The sequence below is a fragment of the Clostridium frigoris genome, assembly GCF_018861865.1.
In the GTDB taxonomy this organism is placed as follows: Bacteria; Bacillota; Clostridia; order Clostridiales; family Clostridiaceae; genus Clostridium_AD; species Clostridium_AD frigoris.
Genome location: NZ_JAHLDV010000059.1, coordinates 1 through 20,041 on the forward strand (window position 1 = coordinate 1; position 20,041 = coordinate 20,041).

General features: G+C 31.7%; 14 protein-coding genes and 1 pseudogene. 3 read left to right on the forward strand and 12 right to left on the reverse strand.

Translation table 11 applies throughout. The annotated features are described in order from the left end of the window. Positions 1-69: 69 nt before the first annotated feature. The 8 genes and pseudogenes from KPL37_RS16660 to KPL37_RS16695 all read right to left on the reverse strand — a co-directional run bounded on the left by KPL37_RS16660 (position 70) and on the right by KPL37_RS16695 (position 10,426). Entirely contained in the window at positions 70-426 is a 357-nt protein-coding gene (locus KPL37_RS16660; protein WP_216151157.1) for a hypothetical protein, read from the reverse strand. A 104-nt stretch (positions 427-530) separates the two neighbouring features. Next, positions 531-752 (reverse strand): YdbC family protein, encoded by a 222-nt coding sequence (locus KPL37_RS16665; RefSeq protein WP_216151158.1) that lies wholly within the window; start codon positions 750-752, stop codon positions 531-533. Positions 753-823: 71 nt separating this feature from the next. Beyond that, positions 824-4,021: a type I restriction endonuclease subunit R gene (locus tag KPL37_RS16670; RefSeq protein ID WP_216151159.1), complete on the reverse strand. Its 3,198-nt coding sequence runs from the start codon at positions 4,019-4,021 to the stop codon at positions 824-826. After that, positions 4,014-5,297: a restriction endonuclease subunit S gene (locus KPL37_RS16675; protein WP_216151160.1), complete on the reverse strand. Its 1,284-nt coding sequence runs from the start codon at positions 5,295-5,297 to the stop codon at positions 4,014-4,016. The genes KPL37_RS16670 and KPL37_RS16675 overlap by 8 nt, the downstream gene beginning before the upstream one ends. After that, positions 5,290-6,333, reverse strand: coding sequence for a PIN domain-containing protein (locus tag KPL37_RS16680; protein WP_216151161.1), 1,044 nt, complete (start codon positions 6,331-6,333; stop codon positions 5,290-5,292). The genes KPL37_RS16675 and KPL37_RS16680 overlap by 8 nt, the downstream gene beginning before the upstream one ends. Then, a pseudogene (locus tag KPL37_RS16685) lies at positions 6,323-7,801 on the reverse strand (type I restriction-modification system subunit M). The gene KPL37_RS16680 and the pseudogene KPL37_RS16685 overlap by 11 nt, the downstream one beginning before the upstream one ends. After that, positions 7,801-8,811 (reverse strand): virulence RhuM family protein, encoded by a 1,011-nt coding sequence (locus tag KPL37_RS16690; RefSeq protein WP_216151162.1) that lies wholly within the window; start codon positions 8,809-8,811, stop codon positions 7,801-7,803. The pseudogene KPL37_RS16685 and the gene KPL37_RS16690 overlap by 1 nt, the downstream one beginning before the upstream one ends. Positions 8,812-8,839: 28 nt before the next feature. Next, a complete protein-coding gene (locus KPL37_RS16695) occupies positions 8,840-10,426 on the reverse strand; it encodes a restriction endonuclease subunit S (RefSeq protein ID WP_216151163.1) in 1,587 nt (528 codons plus the stop codon). Positions 10,427-11,097: 671 nt separating this feature from the next. On the opposite strand from KPL37_RS16695, the gene KPL37_RS16700 reads away from it, so the two are divergent. Continuing rightward, positions 11,098-12,657, forward strand: coding sequence for a hypothetical protein (locus KPL37_RS16700; protein ID WP_216151164.1), 1,560 nt, complete (start codon positions 11,098-11,100; stop codon positions 12,655-12,657). A gap of 344 nt (positions 12,658-13,001) precedes the next feature. On the opposite strand, the gene KPL37_RS16705 is transcribed toward KPL37_RS16700, so the two are convergent. Then, positions 13,002-13,178 carry a hypothetical protein gene (locus tag KPL37_RS16705; RefSeq protein WP_216151165.1) on the reverse strand — a complete coding sequence of 59 codons (177 nt, stop codon included), beginning with the start codon at positions 13,176-13,178 and terminating at the stop codon, positions 13,002-13,004. 419 nt (positions 13,179-13,597) lie between these two features. On the opposite strand from KPL37_RS16705, the gene KPL37_RS16710 reads away from it, so the two are divergent. Continuing rightward, a complete protein-coding gene (locus KPL37_RS16710) occupies positions 13,598-14,131 on the forward strand; it encodes a tyrosine-type recombinase/integrase (RefSeq protein WP_216151166.1) in 534 nt (177 codons plus the stop codon). Between the two features lie 191 nt (positions 14,132-14,322). Here the strand turns inward: KPL37_RS16710 and KPL37_RS16715 are convergent, their stop codons facing one another. Continuing rightward, positions 14,323-15,261: a hypothetical protein gene (locus tag KPL37_RS16715; RefSeq protein WP_216151167.1), complete on the reverse strand. Its 939-nt coding sequence runs from the start codon at positions 15,259-15,261 to the stop codon at positions 14,323-14,325. Positions 15,262-16,228: 967 nt separating this feature from the next. Here KPL37_RS16715 and KPL37_RS16720 point away from each other — a divergent pair. Beyond that, complete coding sequence (locus tag KPL37_RS16720) at positions 16,229-16,678, forward strand: PadR family transcriptional regulator (RefSeq protein ID WP_216151168.1); 450 nt, start codon at positions 16,229-16,231, stop codon at positions 16,676-16,678. A 281-nt stretch (positions 16,679-16,959) separates the two neighbouring features. Here KPL37_RS16720 and KPL37_RS16725 read toward each other — a convergent pair whose 3' ends face one another. Beyond that, on the reverse strand, positions 16,960-17,910 hold the full coding sequence (locus tag KPL37_RS16725; protein ID WP_216151169.1) for a hypothetical protein: 951 nt from the start codon (positions 17,908-17,910) through the stop codon (positions 16,960-16,962). A 716-nt stretch (positions 17,911-18,626) separates the two neighbouring features. Further along, the gene (locus tag KPL37_RS16730; protein ID WP_216151170.1) at positions 18,627-19,691 is read right to left on the reverse strand and encodes a hypothetical protein; all 1,065 of its coding nucleotides are present in this window, start codon (positions 19,689-19,691) and stop codon (positions 18,627-18,629) included. Between the last annotated feature and the right edge of the window lie 350 nt (positions 19,692-20,041).

A 20,041-nucleotide genomic window follows, 5' to 3' on the forward strand; every position in this document is an offset into this window, starting at 1 on the left:
ATATGTATCTTTGAATCCAATAAAAGAAGAAGAACTTCTTATTATAGAAGAGTCATCGTCATAAAAATGTTAGAAATAGAAATTGCGACAACTATGTTGACAAACTCCGATACCATGTAATCTCATGAAAACTTCATTAAGAAATTCGTTTAATACTTCCTTATTATTCTTAATTTCAGAGCAAAGTTTGAGCATTCCTAATTCGGGATTGAAACTATCATTATTATTTCTATACCCCCTGTTAAAGCTGTATGGATCAAAATAATATCCATATTCTGCAATTAACGAGGACACTCCACTACAACTTAAAACTTGTTCCAAAAAACCGTTACCATTTCTATTTGCAGCTTTCCTAACTTCTAAATCAAGATAACTACATAACTGGGCAAGACTTTTATCTTCCCTGTTGTCTAATACTAATCCCATAATGATCCTCCTTACTTGATTACTCTTAATTATTTGGTACAAAAATACCATTTGTTTTCTGTAAACCTTTTATGATTTTACAATACTGGATGCCTCTAAATTAATTATAAATCCATACCATTAAGTATATCTTTAAGCTTCTTTAAGTCCTCTACAGACAACGTCACACCCTTACCCATCTTCTTATGTTCTAAATCCCAATCTCTAATATCATACTTGGCCTCTTTACCGTTCCAACTAATAAGGTTAAGTTCTTTAGTCCACCCTTTTGCTGACTCTGCTATAGTTCCTAATTCTTTTTGTATTTCAAACTTAATATCTGCCATAATTATGACCTCCCTACTTTTTATTGATATTCATATAAGCAAAAACTAAAACCAATTCCTTCTTATACAATTTATAAGTAATCGTTTGATTCCTCTGCAACCCTATCAGTGTAAGATTTATCTTTACTACTTGGTGCATAAATCACTTCGTTAGAACACATAAGCTTTGTTTGTTCCATTACAATATCGACTGCCCTCATTGTCTTATCTGGTGGATAGCCATATTTTTTAAGTAGCCTTTTTATAGTCATCTTCATCTTAGCTTGAACACTTTCACGAATTGACCAATCAACACTAATACTGTTTTTTATAGACACAGTTAGATCTCTAGCTATTTGTTTTAGTATATCCTCGCCCATAATTTCTTTTGCAGATTCATTGTCAGATAGAGCATCATAAAATGCTAATTCATCAGGAGTAAGACCTGTAGATTCACCACGCTTTTCTGCCTCTGTGATTTTCTTAGCAAGTTCTATGAGTTCCATGATAACTTGGGTAGTTTCGATTGATCTATTTTGATATTTTATAATAGCAGCTTCTAGTAATTCTGAGAATTTCTTAGATTGCACTAGGTTGCGTCTAGAAAAAGATTTAATACTACCTTTTAGCAATCTATTTAGTAGTTCTACAGCTAGATTTTTCTGCTTCATTCCTTTAACTTCTTCCAGGAACTCATCAGAAAGAATGGCTATGTTAGGTTTGTTAAGTCCCACTGATGCTAAAATATCTACCACTTCATTTGAAGATATTGATCTAGAGATCAATTGATTTAATTCATTATCAAGCTGGGATGTTGTCTTTTTCTTGTTGTCATCGCTAATCATCTTGATTAAGCTTGCTTTGACTGCCTTATGAAATCCAATCTCTATATTTAATCTCTCTGCAATGTCTGTTGTTGCACATAGAGAATATGCTCTTGCAAGCTCTGTTACCAGTTTAATATAATCATTCTTCCTATCTTCTCTAAGTCCAATAATATAATCCATAGTTTCTACGATTGCTTTCATTTTTTCACTTGATTTACCAGTAAAGAATTTGCTATAGTCATGACCATGAAGTAATTCTTTTATGAGATCATGCTTTTCAAGAAGTACCATAGATGCAACTTCTGTATCAACACCTGTAGTCTCTTTATCGCTTTCTGTATATTGTGAAAGTGCTTCTTTTAAGTTCTCAGCAATCCCTATATAATCAACAACAAGCCCACCTTGCTTTTCCTTAAATACTCGATTTACTCTAGCTATAGCTTGCATTAAATTATGACCTCTCATTGGTTTATCAATATACATTGTGTGCATACTAGGTACATCAAACCCTGTAAGCCACATATCACGTACGATTACCAATTGTAACTCGTCTTTTTTATCTTTCATACGTTTAGCAAGTGTCTCACGATTTGCCTTTGTACCAATAAAAGGTTGCCACTCTACAGGATCAGAGGAGCTACCTGTCATTACTACTTTTATTTTACCAGCCATTAATTCATCACTGTGCCAATCTGGACGAAGTGCTACAATTTCTTTATATAAATCAATAGCAATTCTTCTACTCATGGCAACGATCATGGCTTTACCACCTTCAAATTCTTGAGCCTGCTCCCGCTTTTCAAAATGATCAACAATATCTTTTGCTATTAACTTAACTCTTTGACTTGATCCAACAATAGCTTCAAGTCTTGCCCACTTACTTTTTAATTTTTCCTTTTGACCTACCTCTTGATACTCTGTGATTTCATCATACTCAGTATCAACTATAGGTTTCATTTCCTCAGGGAGTTCAAGTTTTGCAATTCTACTTTCATAGAAGATTTTAACCGTTGTACCATCAACTACAGCTCTGGCCATATCATAAACATCGATATAATCTCCAAATACTGCACGAGTATTTTTATCGGTAAGTTCAACTGGTGTACCCGTAAATCCAATATAAGAAGCATTTGGAAGACTATCACGCATATACTTCGCATAACCATATTTTACATCAGCACCGTCATCACTTTTAACAATATCAGCACCAAATCCATATTGACTACGGTGTGCTTCATCAGCCATTACAATAATATTTTTACGATCTGTAAGTACAGGTGCGGCGTCGCCTTTATCATCTGGTGAAAATTTTTGGATAGTAGTAAATATAATGCCTCCGCTGGTGCGGTTATTAAGTAAATCCCTTAGATTCGTTCTATCTGTAGCTTGCACTGGCGTAGTTCTAAGTATATCTTTCGACTTTAAGAATGTACCAAACAGCTGATCATCAAGATCATTTCTATCTGTAATAACCACAATTGTTGGATTTCCAAGTTCTGAACTAATAACAAGTTTTGCCACATAAAAAACCATCGTCAAACTCTTTCCGCTACCTTGGGTATGCCATACAACACCTATTCTTCTGTCTCCACTTTGCATAGTAGCACGTTCTGTACTTTCAACAGCCTTGTTTACCGCATGGTACTGATGATAGCCTGCAAGTATTTTAAATGTATCCTTACCATCACTTTGGAATAATACAAATTGTTTAATAATATCAAGGAAACGGTTGCGCTCAAACATACCCTTAATTAGTACTTCAAGCTGTGGAATAGACACTGGGGCAACATCATCACCCTCAATAGTCCGCCATGCCATAAACCTATCTTCCTCTGAAGTTAATGTACCAGCTCTTGCATTAATTCCATCACTGGTTACCATAAATGAGTTGTAGGTAAATAATGAAGGTATAGTTATCTTATAAGTTTGAAGCTGATTATACGCATCTGTTATATCTACATTTTCGTCACTAGCACTTTTAAGCTCTATAACTACTAGTGGAATTCCATTTATAAACACTATTGCATCTGGCCTTTTTTCCTTACCATGTTCCACTATTGTAAACTGATTTGCTACCATAAATTCATTATTTAATGGCTTTTCAAAATCAAACACATAGATCTTTTCCGTTTTATAACTAGCATCTTTTTGCTTCACTTGAACATCTATACCATCAGTTACCATCTTCTGAAACGCTTTATTATTCATTAGTAAGCTTGGGCTTTGTGGTATTGAAATCTGACGAAAAGCTTCTTCAATAGCCCCACTTGACATTTTAGGATTTATTCTTGAAAGAGCATCTCTTAACCTATCAGATAATATAACATCACTGTAATCTTCACGCTCAGCATACTCACCCACTGGAGCAATATCTGGTGCAAATACTACCTCATATCCTAGTTCCTCAAACCACTCAAGTGTAGCTTCCTCTAAGTGAGACTCACAAAAATTATTATTAGCCATTCAATTCCACCCCCTCTATTGGAACTCTTATTTCACCACTTATTAACTTTGGCAGTATTGTATCACGAATAGTTGATAGTTTATCTGATTGACTTCCGTTATTGTATATAGATTTTATTAATGTACTAAATACCTCTTCATACTCTCCCATAATTTTATCTGTAGGTATAACTATTTGATACTTATTAAACAAATTATTTGTATCTAAATTCTTTATTCCGGTTGTGCCATTCTCATATTGAAAAAACAAATCAATTTTGTATAAATATTGAAGCATTGAATATACAAAAGTCGAATAACTATTTTTTTTAAGAGACAATGCTCTACAAAAATTAGTACAGATCAAAGGTTTATCATATATAGCTACTAATTCTTCTGTTATTAATGCGGTACGCCCAGTTGATTGAGTTGGACTCCCCCCAGATATTTCTATAATAATTTGTCCCCCCGACAACTGCTTCTTTTCTAAATTCTTTTTTAAAATGAATCTTGTCGCAGGCTTCCCTTTATTACCTGAAGCTATTTTGGGAATATCTGCACCTCTTATACACGTAACCTCTTCAACAAACTTACCTTTAGATATTTCCTTACCCCAGTCACCGCCTAAAGTATCATAAATAAGTTCCCCCAACGTACCCGTTCTCCACCCATTAGGTATACTTCCTAACTCGCTTTCCTCAAACTCACCATCTTTAAATGGCTCAAAATCCACGAACCAGCTCTTAAAAATAGTCTGTGCCATTTCTTCAATGATTTTGTTGATACGAGTGTTTATTTCTATTTTATTATCAAAACAAGATAATGTATCTGCTATAGATTTTTGTTCTGGAAGGGATGGAATGAATATTTCAATATTTTCTAACGCATCCTGTTGTACCCTCTGTCTACCTGATGAGCCAACCATTGATTGAATAGCAATATTTCTAAATATAGGACTTATTGATAAATAATAAATATAGTCCTTGTCTGTAATTCCTTCCTTTTCTCTTAAAACTATAAATTCAGTAGATCCAAAACCTACCTCATTTTCATCTAATATTGTAACTTGAGATGTTTTTCCGTTCTCAAGACAAGGTGTAATACGAGATAATAAGGTATCACCATTTCGAAATTTTGTTCCACCCTTAAATATAGACATTTCATACTTATCTATAAACTTAGTGAAAGGTTTTAATTTCTCCATTGATATTTTTTTAGCTATTTGATTTTTAGAGATACTTTCACGCGGATTAAAAATCACTACATTCCCTAATCTAACCTTTTCCCAATTACTCATTTTCTTCACTCCCATCCTCTATATCAACGTTTTCTATCGAAAATGCCACTTCATCCATAACATTAACCGAAACTAACATTTCATAAGTGTCCTTTATTTGAGTCGCTCCTTTAACATCAAAAGTCACTTCTGCACTTAAATTAACTTGCATTTCAGGATTAGGTTCGTTTATTTTTTCTTTTTCACTAATATTATCAATATCAAGAATTTCAATGCTACTAAAACTAATATATTTATTTAAAGCTTTAAAATCATCTGAGTATTTCAAAAATTGACCTTTAAAGTCTGCAGACTGTAACCAATCTTTCATATCTTGATCTTCATCAAACATCTCTGGGATATATGTATACTCATCAATATTTTTAGCTATATTTTCTATTTCTTTCATTAATATATTTTCTTCATCTTTACGGAATATTTTAATTTCTGAGTTATCAAATAGTTCTGCATACTCTCTCTTCAAATCATCGTTAAATATTTTATCATTAGTATAATATAAAATGCAAATGTCCTTATCTTGAGATTTAAACTCTAATATACTTTCCCAAAGCAAAGCATCTTTAAATCCTTTATCTGATTTGGTATCTTTTCCTTCAAAAGGCGGTCTTTTCTTAAATGCCCTATCAATTATACTGCTAAAGCGGTTTGATGTTGGCAAATCAAAATCTACTATTTCGACTAACTTTTTATCAAGTTCTATCCTATATTTTACTATTTCTTCTTCTAAATAAGTTTCATAATTGAAGTCATCATTTTCACTATTAACCATGAAAGAAGGAAATATAAATCTTTCTATTTTATCTTTTACTTCTTTTAATTTTTTATGATATGCACTTATTTTTTGTTGTTTCATTTCTTTCCAAACAACAATAGGAATTGCAACTTTAATATGCTCATAAACGTCTAGTTCTTCAATTTTATCAATAATATTGGTAAGCGTTGAGTTGAAATAAAATCTACTAAAATCTGCTTTTTTATCATATTGCTCATAAAGAATGTTAGAATCAAATACTATTAAATATTTACTAGAACTCATACCCAATCGCCCCCAGCCTATCTTTGATCTCCTCTTCTAATTTATGAGATTTAGAAAACAGCTCTGAAATATTACCAGCTAACCTTGTCATCTTTTCATCAAATGGTTCACCATCGTTTTATATTTTTTCAATTCCAACATATCGTCCAGGAGTCAATATATACTCGTGACCTCTAACTTCCTCAATGTTTGTTGATTTACAAAAACCTTTAACATCTTTATATTCCTTTTCATCTCTCCAATTATGATATGTATCATATATATGTTTAATTTCCACATCAGATAATTCTCTATGCTTACGCGTAAGCATAGTACCCATTTTTCTAGCATCAACAAATAGAATCTTTTCCTTACGATTTTCTCTTTTCTTAGAGATAAACCATAAACAAACTGGAATCGCCACATTATAAAATAAGTTTGCTGGCATGGTCACAATACAATCCACAAGTCCCGCTTCTATAATATTTTTTCTAATTTCAGCTTCTGCATTTGTTGAGGTACTCATGGATCCATTAGCAAGTACAAAACCAGCAATACCTCTAGGTGATAACTTGCTTATCATATGTTCTATCCAAGCATAGTTAGCATTATTTTGTGGCGGAATGCCATATTTCCAACGTACGTCATCTTGTATTAATGTATAGTCACTAACATTAAATGGTGGGTTAGCCAGGATATAATCTGCTCTAAGGTTCTTATGAAGATCATTACCAAAGGTATCCGCATCTCTCTCTCCTAAGTTTCCATCAAGCCCACGAATAGCAAGGTTCATTTTACAAAGTCTCCATGTAGTAGCCGTATATTCTTGACCGAATATATGGATGTCGTCGTTACCTCCTTTGTGCTCCTCTACAAATTTTCCAGATTGTACAAACATACCACCTGAACCACAGCAAGGATCATATACTCTACCTTTGAATGGCTCAATCATTCCTACAAGAAGCTTTACAATTGATGGTGGCGTATAGAACTCGCCCTCAGAACTTCCAAACTGACCTAAGAAATATTCATATACACGTCCTAATACATCTTGAGCTCTTGACTCTTTGCTTCCTAAATTAAATGAGAATAAATCTATAAGCTCCCCAAGCTTTGTTTTATCAATTTCTGGTCTTGCATAATTTTTAGGTAATACTCCTTTCAAAGAGGCATTTTCTCTTTCTATATCTATCATAGAATCATCTATGATCTGTCCTATTGTTATTAGCTTTGCACTTTTTTTAATAAATTCCCATCTAGCGCTTGGAGGTACAAAGAATATACTCTTTTCTGTATAAGCATCTCTATCTTCTTCAAATCCATCTCCATCTACTACTAGCTCTGCATGTTTTTCTTCAAAAGCATCAGAGATATACTTTAAAAAAATAAGACCTAATATAACATGCTTATACTCACTACTTTCTATATTCCCTCTTAGCTTGTCCGCCATTTCCCATAGTTTATTTTCAAACTCTAAACTTACTCCCATTATTTTCTTCCTCCATCTTTCTCTAATTTCTTCTGTACTTTTTTCATGTCATCTAAAAAATCCATTTCAATTGCCGAAAGGTCATCTTTTGTCTTTTCTTTATATTTTTCAAATTCTAGCATAGCTTTTGTTGTTGCTTCTAAGTGGCTAACTTTTCCTGAGTTTTCTAAAAGCTCGCTACCACTTAGTTTGATAAAGTCATCAAGTTTTTTTATCCAATCATTCATATACATTGGAATATGTCTAATTGCTTGAAGTTCTGCAAATTCTAAATAAGCAGTAACTATTCTATTTAAAATCTTAATCTCATCTTCATATAAATAATTTTTAGCAACAGTTACATCTCTTTTCTTTATTGTTTTGCCCTCAAATGTTGTCATACCCATAAATGGACTTTCTGCATTTGCACGTTCCATTAACACTTCTGCAGCAGTATGTCCATGTGCCGCATAGTGCATTTTGTTTTGCACCGTTTGGAAAAACAATATTGAATTTTTACCCTTTGCTGTATAATCAAGACTGGTTCCGTAAATATCTAAAATTTGTCTATAAAAAACTTTTTCACTAGAACGAATATCACGAATGCGCTCTAGTAATTCATGCCAATAACTGCCTCCACCAGCCTTTTTTAAAAGGTCATCATTCATAGCAAAACCCTTTTTAAGATATTCTTTTAATACAGAATTTGCCCATATTCTAAATTGAGTGCCACGCAATGATCTCACCCTATATCCAACAGATATTATCACATCAAGGTTATACTGTTTAGTTCTATATGCTTTGCCATCCAATGCAGTTGTCAAGCATTCCTTGACAACTGCATTTTCATCAACTTCACCATCTTTAAAACAATTGTTAATATGTAAACTTATATTTTGCTTCGTGGTCTGAAAAAGCTCCGCCATCTGACTCTGACTTAACCAAACAGTTTCATCTTCCATTTTCAAATCAATTTTTGTAGTACCATCTTCTGTTTGATATATAATAATTTGATTATCACTAGAACTCATACCCATATCCTCCAATTCTTGTTTCGTTTCATATTAGTTGTTTATAAATATTATTTTTGATGCTAACCCATCTGTTTTCAGCTTCACTAATGTTAGTTTTATAAATACACTTCTCTTCATTGTAGCTTTTTATCATTTCCTTTTGCTTTTGTAATTTTACTATAGGTAATTCCATCTCCATGATATCAGAATGGTTTATATTCATTATAGTTGTCCCTCTTTGAAAACTTTTAATGATAGCTATTCCAATGGGACTTTCAAAGAATATTTTGATATATTCGCCGAGTACTTCTTCCTTTGGTCTAATTACAATTACATTTGCTGAAGCAATAATAAGTTTATCTTGTGCTTTAAACACAGCCGATTTAATAGCTGTACCTCTACAAGAAAGCAAAACATCATTATTTATCAGCTCATATCTCTTAATTTTACGTTCTTCTTGTTCTTCGATAGTATCCATATTTAAATAGTTGATCTCACCATCTTCAATATTTGAAATATTTACAACTGAGATGTTCCCAATTGTAGTATCCTTTTTTAGTATAGATTTACCTCTAAAGACTTCTGCAACGTCCTTAAGTTTTACCTTTTCCAAATTAGAGTTTTTAAACTTCTGTATATTTTCATCATCATCAGAAAGTAAAAGCTCTACTCGCCAATCCTCATGAGATAAAAACTCTTTAGTTTTTATTTGTTTCTTGTATTCTACAAGAAAAGTCTCTTTTCCTAGCTTCAATGTACCTATTTCAATTTTATCTTGTGGAACTTTTGTAATAGTAAATAAATAAGTTTTAATAGCTGTTGTTGGTTTAAAAGTCCCTTCAGGCAATATAAAGATACTTTTCACATTATAGTTATTAGTTATAAAAGATCTAAGCTTTTTATAATCCATACCAGCAAAAGTTATCTTAGCAGGAACAATGATATCTAAAGTACCATTTTCCTCTAAATGCTCAAGCATATTTTCCATAGCTATACCATCACTATCTCTTGTAATAAACTTACGTCCAATATTTTCAGGTTTACACCCAAAGGTAGGTAGTGAGTATATATAGTCGAATTTTTCGCTAATCAAACAATCGCTATATATGGTTTCAAATACTATTTTGATATTTCGATAATCACCAAAGGCCAACTTTAACAGTAAATACATTTGTTTTGACTGAGTAGTTAACGTACATTGTGATCTTTCAAAATCTTTTATAAATTGCTTTAACCCAGATAAATGTTTCTCAGCCTCGGTTATGAGCATTTTTTTAGGACTAACCTTTTGTACTCTACCTCTAATGTAGGTTGTTAGATAGCTTTGTGAAATTATCGTACCCATTCTATCATTCTTATATATATAAAGGGTAAAATCTATCAGGTCAATTTCTTTTAATGATTCATATATATCTACAAAGTCATCTCTATCAGCTGGGAAGAACCCTAGTTCATCTTCTGTTGTCTTTTTCATAAGTTGGAACAACTTTTCTTTACCAATTTCAATATTGCTATTTAACTGCAATTCTTTATGTGTTAATTTGACTCTTAGCATTTCATTTAATAGTTGTTCTCTTGTAACTATTTGTATTTGATATAACTTGTTTAAAGCTAAATCTATATTTATATTCAAGGTATCCCTCCTTCCAATATTTTTCATCATTATAGTACATATTGTAATGTTAAATATTTAGTATGTCAATACTAAATAAAATAATAATTGGAACCAATTTTAATTTCAAGCCCCACCCCTCTTGAGTATAAAATTGTGTTTGTATAAGCAATTATCTTCTCACAGCTTTCCTAAAGTATTTATTTGCATAGTACTACACTTATCCGATGATTCATGTTTTAGTGCCACTGATAGCAAACTAAGGCTATTGTTTTGCTAAAAAAACAATCGGATTCTATCATCGATATTCCTTCGCTATGCCTACTTATACTACATAATTTACTTGCGTAGACCAATACTTTCTGCCTGTCAAACGTTTTTACTGCTCAGTCGGATGATAACATTCAAATTTGATATCAATAACTAATCAATTAATTTGTAAATTAATATCATGTCGGAATTGACAACTTAATATTATTATCATATCTTATAAAAAATATTCATCTCATGTATAAAATAACAGACACTTGCACATAATCTAGCTATTAAAATAATTATACGAGATGGAGGAATGAACTATAAAGAAAATTAAAAATACCTACCAAAAAAAGTTCTTAACACACTTACCTGTACGACTTGGTGTAGGAGCGAATAGTTCTAAGTTAGTAACATATTGGACATCTACCGTTGGAATGGATTTATCTATATTATTTAATGGTAACAATTATACACTTCATGTTAATAGTTATAATTCTAAAGCTGGATCCTTAAATATAACCTTCCTAGATATCAATAAAACTTATGAACTATATATAAGTTCAGTAAGAGATCTTAGATTTAGTAATATTTTAAAAACTAAAAGAACAGTTGATCAATTTTATTATAAATATAATGTTGATGATGTTATTACTAGTAGCAATAGAAACTTAAAAATACTAGAGAAAGTACTTATTTCTAATACTACCACTACAAATACTAAGGCTTATAGATATTTATGCCTCAATTGTTCTAACATAGATACCATTACTGCTAAAGCCCTAAATAGAGGTAGTGATTGTTTAGTGTGTAGTCACAAAAAAACTGTTACCGGAATTAATGATATAAATACAACTCATCTTCATCTTACAACTTACTTTTGTGATAATACTGTACCCTTTATATTTAGCTGGTCAACTCGTAAAAAATTTGATGTGAAATGTCCTGATTGTGGTTATATAAAACGTATGAGGGCTAGAACTATTAATGAATCAGGTTTTGCTTGTCCAATATGTGGAGATGGGAAATCCTGGCCGTCTAAATTCGTGATGTCCGTGTTAGCTCAATTAAATTTAAAATATACACTTGAATACTACCCAATATGGATTCAATCCATAAAAAAATTTGTAGTATATTATGATTTTTATATTCCTAAATTTAATTGTATAATTGAGGTTAACGGTCCACAGCATACTATAAAAGATTTTTGTAAGAGATTATCTACTAAATCATCACGTAGACGTACTCTGGAAGAAGAAATAGCTAATGATGCTCTAAAAAAAGAATTAGCGACCAACAATGGGATAGAAAACTATATTGTTATAGATGCACAAAGATCAGAACTAGATTGGATAAAAAATAGTATCTTAAATAGTGAATTACCCGATTTAATATCTCTTGAAAATATCGATTGGAAGAAGTGTTCTGCTTTCGCTAATAGTACTTTAGTAATTAGTGCTTGTAAACTTTGGATGCATGACTTAGGAATACTTAAAATTTGCGAGAAACTACACTTATCACGCAAAACTATTCGCATATATCTTAAAAGTGGAGCTAAGTTGGGTTGGTGTAACTATGACTCTAAAAATGCTATGAAAGAATCTAAACTTAGAACTCCTAGGACTTTTTTAAATAAAGCTGTAGTATGTCTAGAAACTGGAGAAATATTTCCTTCTATAAAAGATGCGAGTGCTGCTACTGGAGCTAACTCTATTAATATTGGACAATGCTGCAAAAACAAAAGAAAATCTTCTGGCAACTTCCACTGGATGTATGAAGATAGCTTCAAAACCTATACTACTGACGATATTAAATTAATACTCCAATCCGAACCATTCATAATAAACTTAGATACGTTAGAGGTATTCAACTCAATCAAAGATGCTCAATTACATTATAACTCTAAAGGTAATATAACTCTTTGTTGCCAAGGAAAATATTCTACTGCCTGCGGTTATAGGTGGATGTATTATAATAAATATAAAAATCAAACTTAATTAGAATTAAATTGTAAAACTTCCCAATATGATTAATTTATAGAGAAAAGCATTTAATGCTTGAGTGTTTTTCTCTGTAAATTAGATGTCAATTCCGACTTACCTAGTTGCCACACTTCCTAAATTGTGTTTATAGTGTAAAAAATATATATAACAATAAAAACCACATATAATTTCTCTGAGTATCAGGTTATATATATTAAAGTTCATTCTTTAGTTTCAAGCCCCACCCCTCCTGATATATACTCGTATTGTAGAAGTAACTACTTCCTCTAAGCCTATCTAAAACATTTGTTTATCTGTAACTATAAATCCCCATACATTAGCTTTAAGACTTACCAATGCTAACCTGACGCTATTGTTATATATAAAACAGGCCTTATACCTAATACCTTTCGTCTCCCTTCGGAACATCCACTAATTCTAAAGTATATGTAGAGTTTTTTCTTATATTTAATTGCTTTAAAGACCTGAACTATTTCTTTCTTATGCAATAGCGTTTCTTTTACTTCATTGTCCATACATAGAAACGACACTTATATAACTAATATATAGGCTGTAATTAACCTTAGTAATAAAAAAACAAAAGCATCCTTAACAGGATAATGGTGAATTGTTCTTTTTCATGAGTTCTACAGAAAGACTATACGTATATCAAAGCTAATCCCTAACGGGATGTAGGTGGGATGGAATAATGCCAACTTATCAGCAAAGTTGGCATTTGCTTAAATATAGCAAGTCATTGGTGTTTCTAGCGTTCAGGGCTATTCAATTAATAATAGGTATCCCTTTTATAAATATAATGCCAACTAACAATGATATTTGAATACAACTTAACTAAATACGGAGGTGGTCCAAATTAATATCATTCTGAATACAAGAGGCATACCAAAGCCAATGGAAGTTGAGCCAATTAAAAAACTAAAGGACATTGAGAAGATTGAGCAATATCTTAAAGGCAAGGATAATAAAAGAAAACATGCTATTTGTTATTAGTATCAATGTCGGTCTTAGAGCTGGTGATCTTTTAAAACTCAAAGTAAAGGATGTACTAATAAATCGAGATATGGTTGGTTCGATCCTTATCAAGGAACAGAAGACTGGCAAGGGTAGAGAACTTACCCTTAATAGAGGTGCAAAGGATGCAATCAAGTATTACCTTTCAAGCATTACTGAATATATTCCAGAGGACTACTTGTTTAGAAGTAAAAAGGGTGGAGGACGCTTAACTGTTCAAGCAACCCATAAGATTATAAAGGGGGCACTTAGAGAACTAAATGTTAAAGTAACTATGGCACTCATAGCCTTAGGAAGACATGGGCTTATCATATATATGAATAATGCTAAGGATAACCCTCTGATTCTACCAACAATACAAAAGATGTTAAACCATAGTAATCAAGCAATAACACTAAAATATATTGGAATAACTAAGGAAGTTATAACTGATATATACAATAGTATAAACCTTTAATTGAGGTTTATTTCTTTAATTGATGGGTACAGAGTGTACTCTTAGAAGTACACTTACCCAGTGTCTAGTGACTTTTAAAAGTTAGTCCTCATAGTATACAATCTTTAAAAGGTCGTCTGAAATTAACAATTATTCAATGCTTTGTTTTACTAACTCTCTAGTGTTTTATTATTTTGCCTTGTTAGATAAAGTTATATTTTCTTAATAATTTCCTTAAATTCCGGATACATTAATTCTAAAAATGAAGTATTTAAAGCATTAAGTAATTGATCCGTAAACATTTCTACTGATTGTAAATGATGTAATTTGACTTTTAATGTTTGTCCTTCTTTAAAGTCAAAACTCATACAATATGGTTTTTGACAAAACTCTTCAAGTTCTTTAGGAACTACTTCAACACCATGAATTAAGCAGTTTCGCAGAATACTTATACCTTTTATCGTTTCAGCCCAAGTTTGTATAGTTGTATGTGTATATTTTGATGGTTCTTTTATTCTTGAATGATTGCAATAAGATAAAAATATTTTATCAATTCCATCATAAAGCTTTTTCCTATGCCACTTTTCTATTCTTTCTTTCCAAGCATCATTCCATAAAATTCTCTCTGCTTCTCCCTCCTCTCTTTGATTATAAATTCTTCTTAACTTTTTAAATTCAGAACCCTCCATTAATATGTTAGGATGATAGTCCAAATAAATCGAATAAAGATTAAATACGAATTCCTCTATACAACCGTATAAATCAATCATACCCCATTCAGCAATAATATCTACGGTATCCTTATGTGCCTTTGAAGCAGTAATCCCATCCCAAACCACAATATTTGCTTGTTCAACACAATATTTACCAGCTCTTAAAGTGCTAACAGTAAATTTATTTTTAGAATTCCATGTAGGATCAGCATATTTATCTGAAGCAACACACAATCCATTAATACATAGTGCCCACCTAATATATGTACTACGAAAGACAGATCTCCATTCACCTATTTTCTCACAACTTCTTTCAATCCATTTATCTTCATCTTTTTTTGCTAGAAATACAAAATTATCGATGTGATCAGGTATCATCATTTCTGTATTTTTGAATTTCAGATGCGGTATAAAATTAATACTATTTCTTGTCCCCACAATTTCACCCCCTGAATATATTTTATCAACCTTAGTCATAGTCTTCAATTTGGGCTTGGTCTTGTAAATATTATACCATATTTTTCCGTATTATTTGATATTCCTATATAGTCATCGGCCCTAATATAATTTATAAGTCACATTTTACTATTAGAATATAAACCAATTCTAGATAGTTTTCTATTGCATTACTTTTATACTAATAAACTCTAACTCATTTTAATATAGTAACTATGCACTTACACAAACTCTACAAATGCCTTATACGTATTACAAAAAACCAAATAAATTCTCTCAGTACCAGGTTATATATATTAAGTAACATCCTTTAGTTTAATTCCCCACCCCCCTTGCGAGAATAGCTTTAGACAAGTGAGATATGATTTGATCCTGTATTTCTTTAAATAGCTTACGCCTTGTCTTAAACACTCTATTATCAATGATTTATAAATAGTGGCACTGTTTGCTATAATATACGAATACAGTTTGTTCCCACAATATCACTGTTTATAGTCCTTCGGTACATCTATGATGCTGCTACATGTATAGCTATTATCCCTATAATGCATAAAATTGTACAACCCTCATCTATCTGCTTTATATTCCTTGTGATGTCACAACCTCCTATTAAAAGACCCTATACAGAACATCAATAGTGTATATAACTATTTCTGTAAATTTTTGTTGTTAGTTCCATTATAACAAGTGACCTTAGCAGGTCATTAGTGAATAAATATCTCCTACAAGAACAGATTTAATGTCTTTTAATAAAATTTAAGCTAAAGTATCTACCTAACTCAAGGTTTTAAATAATGACCTTAACAGGTCAATGGGGGGATTGTTCTTTTCAAGGCTCTTTTATTAGCATCATTACTATCAAGACTTACGCTATTAGATCTATTGATAGTCTCTTTTCCAGTTGTCCTAATCATGACATTAAACTGCTTAATTATAAGGAGGTTACACAATGATAAATTCAGTAATATCAACTATCAAATTGGACTCAACAGGATGCAATGCTGTTACCACGAGGAACACTAATAATGACTACAAGGCAGCGTATAATAGGATGTTTCTTACTAAAATATCAAGTTCAAGTTTCTTACTGCTATACACGCTATTTTTACTAAACAAAAGCTCTGAACCTTTATACGGTGCGGAAATGCTAACTGAGATACGAAGAGGTGTTAGTTATGATATATGGGGGCCTTCACACGGTACTTACTATCCACTTTTAGAGAGGATGGTTAACGCAGGCTATATACAAAATGCTATCAGTACTCTGTCAAGGAAGTTCTATACTATTACTGAATTAGGTACCGAAGAATTAAAACTAAAACTAGATGAGTTTAAACCTATGCTGATTGAATCCTCTAAGTTTTTTTCTAATGTATTAAGTGAAATGTATAATGAGTAATACTATAAAACTACTATAACTGCATCTAATGTTTAAGATGCCATAGCTGGCATCTTTTATTGTATTTGGATTCTTACACTCACATAGAATAGATGGCTTGTACTAATTAATATTTTCACTACCAAGTATGGTCTAATAGACCAAGTAAGAAACGATTTTAAACAAACTAATTTATATACAAAAGCATTTAGAGTATGTTGCTTAAATGTTTTTCTATGTAAATTACATGTCGGATTTGACAGCTATCCCTAGACCTCTATACCTAAGTAGAGATCCAAACCTTACATGAATATAATAGTTGCTCCTGGTACATAAGAATTAAAATTATAATCTATATAGATATCTTTTTCTATAGATGGCCTATATGTGTATTGCCACTCCCCTTTAACTAGTTTAAATAATATAAATATGAACTGGGACACATCATTGTCCTCTGTTATTGGTATATTGGAATCATAAACAAATATCTTGATTTCTTCATCGCCTATCAATTCATACTTATATGCTAAAACACAATGTGCTATGTTCTTATCATGCCCACCCATACATACAATAACTAACTTATTACTATCAATCTTACTTAGAATCAATTTATTCAAGTCCATTGTTTTACACATGTTTGATTTGAAAATTCTTATTTTGCTTAGTAGATACCTATTATGATACCTTATAGCAGATCCATTATCACTATATGTCTTTGGCATAACCTGATCACTTCTATACATTGATAGATAACCATTTAATCTTCTCTGATAGTAAGTTAACGCCTTTAGTATCTCAAAAACATTTTGGCTTACCTCATACTTAATTTTATTCTTTGTTTTAACTACTTTAATTGTAAAGTCATTTAATTCCGAATCCATCAAGAACGAAACATCATATATCTCCTTGAACCTCTTTCTAAGAATTTTAATAAGAGAGTTTTGGAAGAGCTCTCTTGTTACATAGCAATACCCTAGACAGTTTCCTCCATCATTTGGATCTATGGTTATGTTATCGAATGGGAGCGTATTCTTAACTACATTAAAGCCTTGAACCAACTTTACGTCACCATTCTTTACCTTAGCTTGCAGGTATGCATTACACATAATTTCATCTAACTCCTTATCATAATCTAGGGATACATTACACCTGTTAGAAACATATATTATTATACATAGTTCTAACAACACAAATACCACCATGCCTAGAGTTATACCTATGACTACATCATTCATATTAATTGTTGTCACACCTCCTTTCTATCCATTCCAATTATACCCTAGGTGAGATCTTTTATAATATAAAGTTTTGTAGATGTATTTGTTTACTCATTAATAACATACTAAATCACACTATCATTGCTTCTTCCCTTCAATGACCGTCCTAAAGCTGTCGTATAAAAGATAAACCTTATTTCACAACTCTCTTACCTAGAGCCTGCGGTTATTTTTATTAGTAAATAGGCTCCCTTACTCCCTTCACTAGCTTTAACACTTTCTTGTGGTGTTTGGTGATTATATTGTTACTATCTTAATCCTATATCTTCAACACCTATTGATACTAAGCCATTCCACTATATCTCCTAAGACACTCTAGCATCCAAATATATATACCAATAAACCACTTAAGTTGTAACCAACAATCATGTCATCGAACCATATCTACAATCTTCACCAGAATTCTATCACCCACATCCATCATCTCACAAAATTAAATGATAAACCTAGTAGTTATCTTCTTAACCCATTTAACGTCAGTCTTGGATTTTTAATATAGATCGCAATTTATAACAGCAACAACCTTATTATTAGTTGTTGCGGATGTATTATATATTATTACTCTCTTCAACAAACATCTTTCCAGTCTAGGAGGTGTCTTTATTTATTGTCCCATTATGCGATTAAAGGCACGTTTTGATCACAAGGCTCTATATAGAGGGTTGCGCTCAAATCATGCCAATATTTGTTTAAATTATTAGTTTTTCTACTCTCCAAGCTTTACGGAATCTCTTTTTCTTACCGTTAATTATACTAGTTGTTGAGAACTCTATTATACGAAATGGTAATCTTAGCTCTTCTAATGCTCCATTTAAATTACTTAATCTCTTTAGTAGTTTACGGTTAGCTTTAGAATGAATATTATTTATTAACCCTACTCTATCTTTAACTTGAAAATATGGAATCCCCACCACCGAGTCTAAATAATTACTTAAATTATCTTTTTTCGTAAATTCCTCCAACACATCATATTCAAATATGCCATCCTCATGAAATCCAAACTTATCAGCTAAGTATCTACAGTAACCATAATCACCAAATGCTAACATTTTGTCAATATCATGAATGTCTAATCTACATTTAAGATACATTAATTCATTTATCTTGTGAGTGCTCTTATCATCTTCATCAACAGTATCTGCGTAGACTATGTTATTGTAGTCACTCTGCCTTGGGAACTTGGCTATATACTCTTTAACATTGTGGGACATTAAGAAGTCCGCTTTCTTAATATTAAGCTTTAACTGGCTCTTCATTCCCCCTAAATATTGGTTGTTTAAACCCTTTACATATAGATGTATCTTACCGTCATTAGGCTGTAGCCTTTTTCTTCCTATACATTGGATTAGGACCCCTACGTCCCTTACATCACAAACTACTGTTTTAACTTTTGTATCCTTTATGTTTACTCCAGCATCCATACATGTTGTTGTTATTAATACTGTTTCATCAAACTTTTCATTCTTCAACATATCTTTGATCTTATCTGTATAAACATACTTATAATAGTTTTTGTTACTTTTGCTACAATTAAATAGTGCATATTTCTTATATTGGAGGTATAAGTCATATGCTGCCTTTGCTGACTCTATGAAGAGTATTATTTTCTCATGTTTCTTTAAAGTGTTCTCTATTACTTTATTTAATGAGTCATTACCGTAGTAGAAACTTAGCTTTTCTATATAGTCAAAGTTTATTGGTAGGCTATAATCAATAGTTATTTTCCTTTTATTATTGTTAATGTATCTCTTCATATAATCTCCTGTGGCACTCATGAATACTCTTATAGCTGACCTCTGCGATAGTATCCTCTCCAACGATATATCTGTCGTTTTATTATATGAAGCGTCCCCTAAAAAGTAATGGAATTCATCACAGACAATATAATCATATACTGAGAAATCAAACCCTTCATTATGCACGCTTTCTAATGACTGATATGTCCTTATGTCTATTATATCGTTCTTCTTATCAGTTATGATTTCATCCTTGAATCGGAGTTTGTCAACATAGTTGTCGCAATTTCTATTTCTAACATTTTTATGACGATGACTCTTCTATAATAAGAAGTTCTTCTTCTTTTATTGGATTCAAAGATACATAT